Origin of the sequence: Microbispora sitophila (assembly GCF_014892245.1) — a bacterium.
Taxonomy (GTDB): domain Bacteria; phylum Actinomycetota; class Actinomycetes; order Streptosporangiales; family Streptosporangiaceae; genus Microbispora; species Microbispora siamensis.
Map to the genome: position 1 here is coordinate 249,008 of NZ_JADBGC010000008.1, position 10,946 is coordinate 259,953.

Annotated in this window: 12 protein-coding genes; 6 read left to right on the forward strand and 6 right to left on the reverse strand. The window is 70.6% G+C overall.

What is annotated here, in order from left to right; all coding sequences use genetic code 11:
• Positions 1–471 precede the first annotated feature (471 nt).
• The gene (locus IL992_RS17090; protein WP_193204324.1) at positions 472–1,590 is read left to right on the forward strand and encodes a serine hydrolase domain-containing protein; all 1,119 of its coding nucleotides are present in this window, start codon (positions 472–474) and stop codon (positions 1,588–1,590) included.
• Between the two features lie 413 nt (positions 1,591–2,003).
• On the opposite strand, the gene IL992_RS17095 is transcribed toward IL992_RS17090, so the two are convergent.
• Positions 2,004–2,429, reverse strand: coding sequence for a hypothetical protein (locus IL992_RS17095; protein ID WP_193204325.1), 426 nt, complete (start codon positions 2,427–2,429; stop codon positions 2,004–2,006).
• 222 nt (positions 2,430–2,651) lie between these two features.
• Between IL992_RS17095 and IL992_RS17100 the strand changes: the two genes are divergently transcribed.
• Together IL992_RS17100 and IL992_RS17105 are read left to right on the forward strand one after the other, a co-directional pair.
• On the forward strand, positions 2,652–2,858 hold the full coding sequence (locus IL992_RS17100) for a hypothetical protein (protein WP_193204326.1): 207 nt from the start codon (positions 2,652–2,654) through the stop codon (positions 2,856–2,858).
• Positions 2,859–3,003: 145 nt separating this feature from the next.
• Positions 3,004–3,432 (forward strand): WD40 repeat domain-containing protein, encoded by a 429-nt coding sequence (locus IL992_RS17105; RefSeq protein ID WP_193204327.1) that lies wholly within the window; start codon positions 3,004–3,006, stop codon positions 3,430–3,432.
• Between the two features lie 218 nt (positions 3,433–3,650).
• Here IL992_RS17105 and IL992_RS17110 read toward each other — a convergent pair whose 3' ends face one another.
• Both IL992_RS17110 and IL992_RS17115 read right to left on the reverse strand, forming a co-directional pair.
• On the reverse strand, positions 3,651–3,854 hold the full coding sequence (locus IL992_RS17110; protein WP_079315033.1) for a cold-shock protein: 204 nt from the start codon (positions 3,852–3,854) through the stop codon (positions 3,651–3,653).
• 428 nt (positions 3,855–4,282) lie between these two features.
• Complete coding sequence (locus IL992_RS17115) at positions 4,283–5,818, reverse strand: S8 family peptidase (RefSeq protein ID WP_193204328.1); 1,536 nt, start codon at positions 5,816–5,818, stop codon at positions 4,283–4,285.
• A gap of 344 nt (positions 5,819–6,162) precedes the next feature.
• Between IL992_RS17115 and IL992_RS17120 the strand changes: the two genes are divergently transcribed.
• On the forward strand, positions 6,163–6,951 hold the full coding sequence (locus IL992_RS17120) for a hypothetical protein (protein ID WP_193204329.1): 789 nt from the start codon (positions 6,163–6,165) through the stop codon (positions 6,949–6,951).
• Between the two features lie 57 nt (positions 6,952–7,008).
• Here IL992_RS17120 and IL992_RS17125 read toward each other — a convergent pair whose 3' ends face one another.
• The 3 genes from IL992_RS17125 to IL992_RS17135 are packed head-to-tail and all read right to left on the reverse strand — an operon-like array spanning position 7,009 to position 9,730.
• Positions 7,009–7,557, reverse strand: a complete 549-nt coding sequence (locus IL992_RS17125; protein WP_193204330.1) for a hypothetical protein — start codon at positions 7,555–7,557, stop codon at positions 7,009–7,011.
• Positions 7,554–9,041, reverse strand: coding sequence for a HAMP domain-containing sensor histidine kinase (locus IL992_RS17130; protein WP_319018611.1), 1,488 nt, complete (start codon positions 9,039–9,041; stop codon positions 7,554–7,556). The genes IL992_RS17125 and IL992_RS17130 overlap by 4 nt, the downstream gene beginning before the upstream one ends.
• A complete protein-coding gene (locus tag IL992_RS17135) occupies positions 9,038–9,730 on the reverse strand; it encodes a response regulator transcription factor (RefSeq protein ID WP_319018612.1) in 693 nt (230 codons plus the stop codon). Before IL992_RS17135 ends, IL992_RS17130 begins: the two co-directional genes overlap by 4 nt.
• 183 nt (positions 9,731–9,913) lie before the next feature.
• Here IL992_RS17135 and IL992_RS17140 point away from each other — a divergent pair, with 183 nt between their 5' ends.
• On the forward strand, positions 9,914–10,270 hold the full coding sequence (locus IL992_RS17140) for a hypothetical protein (protein ID WP_193204331.1): 357 nt from the start codon (positions 9,914–9,916) through the stop codon (positions 10,268–10,270).
• A 1-nt stretch (position 10,271) separates the two neighbouring features.
• The gene (locus IL992_RS17145) at positions 10,272–10,934 is read left to right on the forward strand and encodes a class F sortase (RefSeq protein WP_193204332.1); all 663 of its coding nucleotides are present in this window, start codon (positions 10,272–10,274) and stop codon (positions 10,932–10,934) included.
• The last annotated feature ends 12 nt before the right edge of the window (positions 10,935–10,946 follow it).

Here is a 10,946-nt window from a genome sequence, read left to right on the forward strand (position 1 = left end):
CGGCCACCACGAGCACACCGCGGCAGCCGTCCACAGCCTTCCGGCCTCGTGTCGGTCGAGCGGAGCAGGGCGGTCGGTCTGCCCTGAAGGCGGAAGGTCGGCAGTTCGACCCTGCCCCTGACCACCACTCTTGAACAACTCAAACGCCCTGAGCCGATCACGGCCCGGGACGTTTTTCATCTCCAATACGCAAGATCTTCAGTGGCCTCTTGGCGCGTGATCTGACACCGATGTTCCTCGACTCCCTGTCATCAGCCGCAAACGTCATGCTCGGAACCTCCGGCGGCGCCTCCTCCGATCGGCCGTGGCGCCCTCACTCCATCGGCCGGACGGCGCTCCTCCTCACGTCGGAGACCGCCCGCGCTCGGTTCAGGGTTTCGTGGGTGATCCCTCCGATGTGACGGCCCCCTCGTACGTCCGATCGTGGTGCTGCGAAACCGGGAACCCGGACTTCGCGGATCGGAGGAGCAGGTGAAAGTACGACACGTCCACGTCGCCGTCGCGCTATGTGTGAGCGTCTCGATGCCGGCGGCGTTCGCCGCGCCGGCCGTCGCGGCCGTCACGCCGCGTCATCACAGCCAGCCGAGCCTGCAGAAACTGCTGGACCGGATCGTGGCCGGAGGAGCGGTCGCCGCGATCGCCGAGGTCCGCGACGGACGCACCACCTGGCGGGGAGCCGCAGGCAGAGCGAGGATCGACCGCCCTGAGCCGGCCAGGGCGGACGGCCGCTTCCGCGTGGGAAGCGTGACCAAGTCGTTCACGGCCACCGTGGTGCTCCAGCTCGTAGGAGAAGGGAAGCTGAAGTTGTCCGACAGCGTGGAGCAGTGGCTGCCCGGACTCGTCGACCAAGGCGGCACGATCACGATCAGGAACCTCCTCCAGCACACGAGCGGCATCCCGGACTACGCGACAGGCTTGTTCGACGAGGAGGGCGTCCTCAAGGACCGTCATCGCACCTGGACCGCCAGGGAACTGGTGGAAAGGGCGGAGGAACTCCCGCACGAGTTCCCGCCGGGGAGCAGGTTCGGCTACTCGAACACCAACTACATCGTGCTCGGCATGCTGATCGAGCGGGTCACCGGCAGACCGTACGCGACAGAGATCCGGGAGCGGATCCTGCGGCCGCTGGGGCTTGGGCACACCCGTCTGCCCGGCACGTCCTCCGAGGTGCCCGGCCCCCACGCGCACGCCTATGTGCGGGTCGTCGAAGGCGGCAAGGTCGTCCCCGTCGACGTAACGAGATTCAATGCGACGGTCGCCGACGCGGCCGGTTCGATCATCTCCACCACCCGGGACCTCAACCGGTTCTACCGCGCCCTGCTGGGCGGCGAGCTGCTCGGGTCAGCTCTGCTGAAGGAGATGAAGGACCCCGGCGGCGCCAAGGAGTACGGGCTGGGACTCGAGGTGGTCTCCCTGCCCTGCGGCATCGCGTACGGCCATGGCGGTGGCACGAACGGCTACTCGACGGTGGCGTTCAGTTCCCCCGACGGCACGCGCCAGCTCGCGCTGTCGATGACCCCGTACTCCGACGATCGGAAGCGGGCGGCCATGGCCCTGCTGACCTCGGCACTCTGTCCTCCGCGGCGGTAACGTGCGCGCTCCACGGTCGCGACGGCGCCCGGCGAGTGTGAGGTGCGAGGACCTCCGAGGCTCCGGCCGCGGTCTCGTAGAGCATCCGCCAGTGGGTCTTTCCCGCAGCGGGATGTCGCGGCGCGACAGCAGCCGGTGCAGGGTCGTCTTGGCGATCGCGCGGGTCTCGCCCGGGGTTTCCCGGCAGCACGCGGCGTCGGCGGGCATCGAGGGGACGGCCGGTGCTTCTTGGTCCGGCACCAGGTGAGCCAGGAGGCGATGGCGGCGCAGTTGCGGTTCCAGGCGGTCGGCGCGCTCTCCCCCAAAGCTCGGCGAGCGCCTGGCCGATCTCGGCGTCGGTGACCTCGTCCAGCGACCAGCCGCGGCTCAGCTGGTCGATGACGCGGTCGATCGCCGAGGCGTTTCAGCCGGCGTCAACGGTCGCCGTGTCGCTTGGTGTCTCCACCGGTGCCGGGGCGGGGCGGGTGAGGCGAATCATGGCGCGGTGCAGGGCGGGTGAGGCGAATCATGGCGCGGTGCAGGGCGGCGGGTGCGGGGGCCGGCTCCAGTGCGGGTAGGTCGGTGCCGGGGGCGGCGTAGGCGCGCAGCATCTGGCCGACCAGGCGGCGCCAGGTGTCGGTGGCGGCGTCGCCGGTGGCGGCGACCACGCCGGCGTTGGCCATCAGCAGGATGACGAGGTCTTCGGCGGTGAAGTCGGCGCGCAGTCGGCCGGTGGCGTTGCCGCGGGTCATGAGTTCGAGGAAGCCGTTGTAAGCCCCGGCGCGGTGGGCTTCCAGTGTCTTGGCGACGGGGAAGGTCATGGTGAGAACGTCGGCGAAGCCGCGGTCGGCGGCCTGCATGGCAACGGACGGCCTGGATGGAGCCGATGAAGCCACGTCAGGGATCGGCGTCCGCGAGGGCGGTGGCGGCGGCGTAGGAATCGACGTGCTGGAGTACTCCCCGTTCTCGGCCATGCCGGGACCGACTTCACCCTGGCCGTCCCCTCGGAGACGACGCCGGAGAACCTGCAACAGAAGGGCCCCACACTCTGGGACGCGGCGTCTGGGCGCAAGCTGGGCGAGGTGCCCGTGACCTCGGAGTACGACAGGGCGGACATGCAGATCAGCCCTGACGGCCGTCTGCTCGCTATCAGCCACACCCTGCCTGACGACTACTACGGCCGGGGCAGCGTCGTCATCGTCGACCTCGCGCAACGCAAGCAGGTGATGCGGTTCGGCAGGGTCGCGGGAGGCGCACTGTCTTCAGCTCCGACAGCAGGTTCCTCGTAACCGCCGACCGAGGGGGCGCCGACGTCATCGACCTCGTGGCCGGTAAGGTGCTTCCCTCTCCGGAAGGCCCCGGCACGCTCGCGGAGAGGTGGATGACGCTCGCGCCGAAGGGCCAGCTGGAGTTTCACCGTACGGGAGCAGAGCAGTGGCCCTGTGGGACACCCGCACCTGGCGTACGACGAGTCAGGTGTTCAGGGTGCCGGGAGACGTGGTGGGGGCCAGGTTCTCCCCAGACGGGCGGATCCTGGCCGTCGCCCACGACACCAGGATGACGCTGTTCGACACGGTCGCGGGCCGCCAACTCGGCGTCAGCTGGACCGTGACCACCGGCACGTTCGATCCGTATGCGATGGCCGACCCTATGCCCGCGCTCGCTTTCACGGCCGACAGCTCACTCCTTCGGGTGGTAGGGCACGACGGCGCGTTCCAGGACCTGCCGGCCGACCCTGCGAAGGCCGTCCCCGCCGTGTGCGAGCGGGCGGGGCGCCCGCTCGCACAGGAGGAGTGGCGCGAGCACGTCGGAGCAGACCTGAGCTACCGGGAGGTCTGTCCCGCGGCGGCTGCTACACCCTGATCGCCACCGAAGTAAGGCCGATATGGAATAGCGCAGCAGTCCGCCCTGCCCGTGATCACCACTTCGGCGCCGGAAAAGACGGGAGCGGCGACCTCGGCCGCTATGGATCGTGCGTCCGCATGACGAGGCCCCGGACTCCGTGAGGAGCCCGGGGCCGGATGCCGTCGGGTGACGGGCCACGTCTCCGTGTGCCCGGCATCGGCGGTGCGAAGCGTTGCTCAGAGCGGGCGGACCTGCTCGGCCTGCGGGCCCTTGGCGCCCCGGCCCGCGGTGTACTCAACCCGCTGGTTCTCCTCCAGCGAACGGTAGCCGCCGGCGTCGATGGCCGAGTAGTGGACGAAGACGTCCGGAGTGCCGTCGTCGGGGGCGATGAAGCCGAAGCCCTTCTCGGCGTTGAACCACTTGACGGTTCCCTGAGCCATGATGCTTTCTCCTTGATAGGACGATCTCGAGAGCCACGGATGTGATCCTCGGGCTGCTGCGACCGACCGCCTTGGGAAAGCCTCGGCTCCGTACGGTAACGCCCGCTGTCATAACTCAGCAGGCGCTTTGACGCATACTGGGACTTCGACACAACCTGCTTTCGACACTACACGCCGCAACACCGTTCCCGCGCCACTCTCTCGCGAAACCCCGCACGCGCCCCCGAAGACCCTGGGCTTGCCGAGGGACTGTGACGCGCCGACGGGGTCCGAGCAGCCCGAGCGCGCTGACCCCTGTACAGGGCTCATCACCCCCCACGGGCATGGGGAGAACGCCGGTCCAGCTCCTGGCCGCCGTACGGCGCTGGGCCTGACCGTCATGACGGTCAGGCCCAGCGGGGTGTCACTCAGGTGATACGAGGGTCAGTTCACTTGATGACTGCGAGGGCGTCGACGACACCAGCCCCGAAGAAGCTGTTGTCGTCGACGGTGCCGGTGCAGGCCGCGGTGTTCAGCGGGCACGGCTTGGCTACGGCCCGCGCCTTGAGCTCGCTGATCATCGTGGCCGGCGACCAGGACGGGTGCGCCGACTTCATCTGCGCCATGACGCCGGCGACGTGCGGGCTCGCCATCGACGTACCGCTCTTGGTGCCGTAGCCGTCGGCCCCTGTCCGGGTGTTATACGTCGTCGAGTAGATCGACGAGCCGGGAGCCGCGACGTCGATCTTGCCGAGGCCGTAGTTGGAGAAGGACGACCGGACGCTGTCCAGCGTGGTGCCCACGCGCTGCAGGGATGCGACCGTCACGACACCGTCCAACTCGGCCGGGATGTCGTTGCAGCGGTTGTTGATCGTGCGCACGGTCGGCTCCGGCGCGTCGTTGGGGCTGCCCTTGTCCACGGTCTTGTTGGCCATGTCGTAGTTGGAGTTGCCCGCCGCGGCGACGTTGACGACGCCCTGCGTGGTGGCCCACTCCACGGCGCGCCGGACGGCCTCCTTGCTGGCGGCCTGGTCGGGCTGGTCGTCGCACCAGAACTCGAACGGGTCGACGTAGTAGGAGTTGTTCGTGACGTCCATGTGCTTCAGGCCCGCCCACATGAAGCCGCAGACGGCGTACTCCGGGTAGATGAAGCCGTCGTCGTTGACGACCTTGACGGACGCCAGGCGCACGTTCGGCGCGACACCGACGATGCCGATGTTGTTGCGGGCGGCGGCGATGGTGCCGGCGACGTGCGTGCCGTGGTCGCTCGCCGTCGGGCGCCACGCCAGCGGCGTCTGGTCCGGGCGGCCGGCGTCACTGCAGTTGACCGAGTTCGCGACGTCGATGTTGGCCTTGAGGTCCGGGTGTGTCGGCGAGATGCCGCTGTCGAGCACCCCGACGAGGACGTTGCGGTTGCCGTCGGAGATCGCCTGCGCCTGCGGGGCCTTGATCATTTGCATGTCCCACTGGACGCCCTCGTTGGGGTCGAGGCTCTCGCCAGGCTGCGGGTCGGAGGGGATGTCGCCGTTGTCCGGCTTCTTGGCACCCTTCTTGTACCCGTTGGCGCCGGGGCCCCACGGCGGGGCCAGGTCGGCCGGCGTCCCCTCGGAGACCCCCGCCGTGCGGGTGGCGCCGACGGAGGCGACCGCGTTGCCGCCCTTGGCGGTGACGTTCACGCGGAAGGCCGCGCGGTCGGAGTGGGCGACGACCACGCCGATCTCGGGCCAGGACTGGACGACGACACCTCCGGCGGCCTCGACCGCGCGCTCAACGAGACGAGTTTGGCCGGGGTTGGCGATCCGGGCGTTGACGACGTAGCTCATGAGCATCCCGTCCGGGATGTCCACGTTGACCGGTGTCGACGTCGGCTCGTCGGTGGTGGCCGCGCTGGCCGAGTCGGTTGCGCCTCCAAGGAAGGCGGCACCCACCATGGCGAACGCCGCGGCGGTGGCCGCGAGGCGTCGCTTGGGCAGGGCATGCTGCATGCGTTGCTCCTCGAACGGTGAGACCGCGGCACCATCGCCGCGGTCTGGCTGGCCCCGATTTCGAAAGCCCGAAATCGCCCCGAATCAAGCCTTTAGAGTTGGTTGCTGACGGTAACAGCTCGATCGTGAATTGTTCAAGAGTTCACCAAGTCGACAGGGCTGACCGAACCCAGCCTGCTGGCCGGCGATCAAGCGCCCAAGATGGTCATGTTCCGAATGGTGCTTCCGGGCTACGGCCGGGGCGTTCTTGTCCGGCTTCGACGGCGCAGCCGAGCGCAGCGCGGGCGATCCGAAGGGGGCCGCACGAGGATGAACCAAGGCGAGGGTGCTTACGTGGTGGAGGCATGAGACTGCGAATGATTCTGCTCATGGCGGTGACGGCGCTGACCGCGGCCTGTGGAGGAGTGGAACCGGACACGTCGGCGGCCGCGGCTGACGACGGGCCGGCGGAGCCGGTCGCCTTGTGGGGCGCGGAAGGCGGGTACGTGACCGCGACCATGAACGCGCTGCGTCCGCCGAGGGTGGTGCTGTACGGCGACGGCCTGGTGATCGTCGACGCGAGCACGCAGATGACGCTCAGCGATGCCGAGGCGGGCGAGGTGGTCGCGCGGATGGAGAAGGACCTGGGCGGGCAACCCCCGACCGCGAAGCCGAAGCCAGGTGCACCGTCGGTGACGGACGTGCCGGACACCGTCCTCGGCGTACGCGGGAAGGACGGAAAGATGCTGGAGGTCCGGGTCCCGGCCCTGGAACAGCTCGCGGACTTCTACCCGAAGCAGCTGGTGGACGCGAAGAAGCTGATGGAGGGCCTGGCGACCCGGGCCGCCGCGGAGGGCGCCGACTACGTCGCGACCCGCGTCCGGATGGTCGCGGAAGGGGCCGAGTCGGCGGAGGGCAAGCCGTCGCCGTGGCCCGAGGGCGTTCCGGAGCCTTCGGGCGTGGTGGATCCGGTCTGGCAGAAGGACGTCGAGGGGGCGGCGGTGAGTGCGATCACCAAGGCGGTTCCCGCCGGGCAGAGGTACGACCGGTCGCTCTTCAGGACCAGCTCGGGGGCGGTCTTCACGCTCTCCTGGCGCTACCTGCTGCCCCACGAGCAGTCGCCGGCCTCCCCGGCGCCGGATCGCAAGGGCTAGACGGTCTCCCGCACGCGCCTGCCGTACCGGGGGGTGGGCCGGCGGGGGACGCACCCCCTAGCCTCGGGGGAATTCCGAGCAGTGGAACGACTCCGTCCGACTGATCCCGGGCTCCCGGAAGACGACGGTGACCGCGTCGGGATCGATGTTCTCCCGGGCCGCGACGGCGCCGGCGGCGGTGCAGGTGAGCTGGCCCAGTGACAGCTCGGGACGGGGGACGTCGGTGGAGGGGAGTTGCGGCACTTCCGCCGGGGTCGGCCTGGGCGGGGGGAGCGTGATGAGGACCCTCGCCCGGCCCGCGCTGACCTTCAGCGGCCCGTGTACGTCGGGAAGCAGGTTGGTACGCAGCCCTCGTTTGCGCTCGTCGGCGCTCGGACCATCCATCAACAGGTCGAGAGTCTCCTTCAGTGTGAGCGGCGGGATGGGACGGATCACGGCCCGGAGCCGCGCGCCCGACACGAAGTAGAGCCGGGTGCTCGGGCGGAACCCCACCGCGGGCTCGCCTCCGTCCCTGACGCCGGTCGGGGCGATGCCGCAACCTGCCGCTGTCGTGCACATGATGACCACTGCGAGGGCGGCGGCCGCACGGCTGGTACGGAAGATCACGGCTCGCGCCTCCGGATCGGCGAGGCGTCGCCGGGGCCGGTCTGGGGCGACCGCGGGTGGCGGGGCAGCGTGAGGGTGAACACCGCTCCGCCTTCCGGCGGATTCGCGACCTCGATCGTGCCGCCGTGGAGCCGGGCGTTCTCGCGGGCGATGGCGAGCCCGAGGCCGCTTCCGTCCGACCTGGTCCGCGCCTCGTCGGCCTTCGAGAAACGATCGAAGACATGCGGAAGGATCCGCGGGTCCACCCCGGCGCCCGCGTCCCGCACCTCGATGACGACGGTCTCGGGCCCCCCACGGAGCCGTACGGTGACCGGGGGCGCACCATGGCGGAGGGCGTTGCCCACGAGGTTCGCCATGATCACGTCGAATCGACGCGGATCCAGCCGGATACGCATGTCCGCGGGCAGATCGAGGCCCACTCGCCCGGTCCAGCCGCGGGTCCGCAGGCAGGCGCGGACCGCGTCCGCCGCGTCGACGTCGTCCAGGACCAGCCTCGCCGCGCCGGCGTCGAAGCGGGAGATCTCCATGAGGTCCTCGACGAGCCGCACCAGCCTGCCGATTTCGAGGTTCATCAGGCGGGCCGCCTTCTCGAGGTCGCCTTCCAGGTGGCCGGCCTCCTCCTCGAACACGTCGGCCATCGCGAGAATGGACGCCAACGGGGTGCGCAGCTCGTGCGACACGTCGGCGACGAATCGGCGGGCCTGGACCTCCATGCTCCGCAGTTCCGAGACGTTCGCCTCCAGGGCTGCGGCCGTGGCGTTGAAGGTCTCGACCAGCCGCGCCAGCTCGTCGCCGCCAGTCGCCTTCAGACGCGTGTCCAGCTCGCCCGCGCCGAGCCTGCGCGCCGCCCGGTCGAGGTCCCGGACCGGGCGCAGGACGCCGCGCGCCGCCACGAGGGCGAGCGCCACGGCGAGCAGCACGACGGGGATCGTCCCGTCCCGCGCGGCCGTGACAAGAAGCTCCTCCTCTCGCTGCTCCTTGGCGAGGGAGGCCACGAGGTACACCTCGACGCCCGAGGATGCGGCCTGCTTGCCGAGCATCACCGGCGTGCCGACCACGAGGTACGGCATGCCGGACCTGACGACGCGCTGGTAGAGGAGGCGGTTGCGGTGGAGGACGGTACGGCGGAGCTCGGAAGTGATCGCCCCTGTGTCGTCGCCGGAGGCGACCAGCCCCCCGCCCTGGTAGGCGGCGGCCCCGGTCGCATCGAGGAACGAGGGCGCGACGCCGTTGGCGAGCCGTTGCAGCGCCGGCCGGTCCGGCGGGTGCTGCATGTTCTCGGTGAGCGTCGCGACGCGCAGCCGGAACTCGTTGACGAGCGACCACTCCGTACGGGCCAGCATGAGGTCACGCGCCTGGCGGTACACCAGCCCGGCGGCGGTCACGGCGCTGAGCACCGCGAGCAGCACACAGACGATCATCAGCCGCGGGCGCAGCCCGCGCACCCAGCCGGAGAGCCGGCCGTCCCCGCGATCTCGCCTCACAGAGGGCCGAACCGGTAACCGAACCCGCGCACCGTCTGGATGTACCGGGGCTTGGCGGGGATGTCCTCGATCTTCGAGCGCAGCCGCTGCACGCACGCGTCCACCAGCCGGGAGTCACCCAGGAAGTCGAGATCCCAGACCGACTCGAGGAGCTGCTGACGGCTGAACACCTGGCTGTAGGCCGCCGACAGTTCCAGCAGCAGCCGCAGCTCCGTCGGCGGCAGGGCGATCGGAACCCCGGCCTTGGCCACGGTGAGAGCGCCCCGGTCGATGGTCAGGTCGCCGTGGGTCTCCGGTCCGGCTGACGCGGGGGCCGCCGCCGCGACGGGTCCTCCGCGCCGCAGGACCGCGCGGATCCGCGCCTCCAGCACGCGCGGCCGGACCGGCTTGACCACGTAGTCGTCGGCACCCGCCTCCAGGCCGCTGACCACGTCGAGGTCGTCGCCGCGGGCGGTGAGCATGACGATCGGCGTGGGCCCTCCCGCTCGGATGCGGCGGCACACCTCGAATCCGTCGAGCCCGGGAAGCATCAGATCGAGCACGACGATGTCGGCGGGGGCGGCGGACATGCGTCGAAGGCCTTCCTCACCGGTCCGCGCGACCTCGACGTCGTGCCCGCTCCGGCCCAATGACAGGCGCAGGCTCTCCCGTACGGAGTGGTCGTCCTCGATCAGCATCACCCGGGCCACCGTTCAAGTATCCGGCATGTCCGTTTTGCTTCCTGTGAATGCCGACATCCATTACATGCTCATGACATTCCGATCATGGCCGGCGGACATTCCCCTGCCAGCATCGAGGCCATTCCCAGATCGGTGACCTGCGGTGCGCCTGGTGGGAAACCCTCCCGCCTCGCCGCCGCGCAAGGAGGAAGCATGCGACTGATCCGTACCGCGCTGGCCGCCTCGGTGCTCGGCATCGCCGTACTGACCGTGCCCGTGAGCCCCGCCATGGCGGACGCCCGGCCGGTGGCCGTCGCGCCCTCGCCTGCCCCGAAGCCCGCATCGCCGCAGGAGCCCACGCCCGTGCCGTCGGCCGCGCCGGCGCCGCCGAGCGAGGAGGGTCAGGCCCCGGCCGAGCGCCCCCGGACCGTGCCGCGAGGCGCCCCGGAGACCGGTGGCGGCCCCTCGGACACCGCGACCGTGCTGGTCCCGGCGGGTGCCGCCCTTCTCGCCGCGGGGGCCGGGATGGGAGTGCTGGCACTGCGCCGGAGGTCGCGCGCGGGTGCCTGACATGCCGGGTGCGAGGACGGACCGCGGCCGTCGCGTCCTGGGCGTGGCGGCGGCCGCCGTCGTCCTGACCGGCGCCGTGTTCGTGGGCCGCGGAGTCCTGCCGGCGGACGGGCCTCCGGTCCCGCCACCCGAGGCCGCCCGGCCAGCGGCGGTCGACGGGGAGACGGCCGTCGCGGAGCGGATCTCCTCTTCGGGCGGCCCTGCGCTCGGGCCGTCCGAGCCGCGCCGCCTGGACATCCCGAAGATCGGCGTCCACGTGGCGCTGGGCCGGCTCGGGCTCAATCCTGACGGCACGGTGCAGGTCCCGCCGGTGGACCACCCCGAGGAGGCCGGCTGGTACGCGCACGGAGCGACCCCCGGCGAGCGCGGGGCGGCGGTCATCCTCGGCCACGTCGACGGTGCGGGCCGCAAAGGAGTCTTCTACGACCTCGGGCGGATGAGACCCGGAGACATCGTCGAGGTCGGCCGCGCGGACGGCTCGGTGGCCGGGTTCGTGGTCGAGTCGGTGGAGACGGTGCCGAAGAAGCGGTTCCCCACCCGTCGCGTGTACGGCCCACTGGACCACGCGGGCCTTCGCCTGGTGACGTGCGGCGGTGTGTTCGACCGCCGGATCGGCCACTACACCGACAACGTCATCCTCTACGCCCGTCTCACCACCCCATGACGGGCAGGGACG

Bases quoted from the DNA above. Each gene is read 5' to 3' on its own strand.
- IL992_RS17095 (WP_193204325.1), bottom strand. From the start codon at position 2,429: ATGCAGGCCGCCGACCGCGGCTTCGCCGACGTTCTCACCATGACCTTC.
- IL992_RS17110 (WP_079315033.1), bottom strand. From the start codon at position 3,854: ATGGCTCAGGGAACCGTCAAGTGGTTCAACGCCGAGAAGGGCTTCGGC.
- IL992_RS17115 (WP_193204328.1), bottom strand. From the start codon at position 5,818: ATGCAGCATGCCCTGCCCAAGCGACGCCTCGCGGCCACCGCCGCGGCG.
- IL992_RS17120 (WP_193204329.1), top strand. From the start codon at position 6,163: ATGAGACTGCGAATGATTCTGCTCATGGCGGTGACGGCGCTGACCGCG.
- IL992_RS17140 (WP_193204331.1), top strand. From the start codon at position 9,914: ATGCGACTGATCCGTACCGCGCTGGCCGCCTCGGTGCTCGGCATCGCC.
- IL992_RS17145 (WP_193204332.1), top strand. From the start codon at position 10,272: ATGCCGGGTGCGAGGACGGACCGCGGCCGTCGCGTCCTGGGCGTGGCG.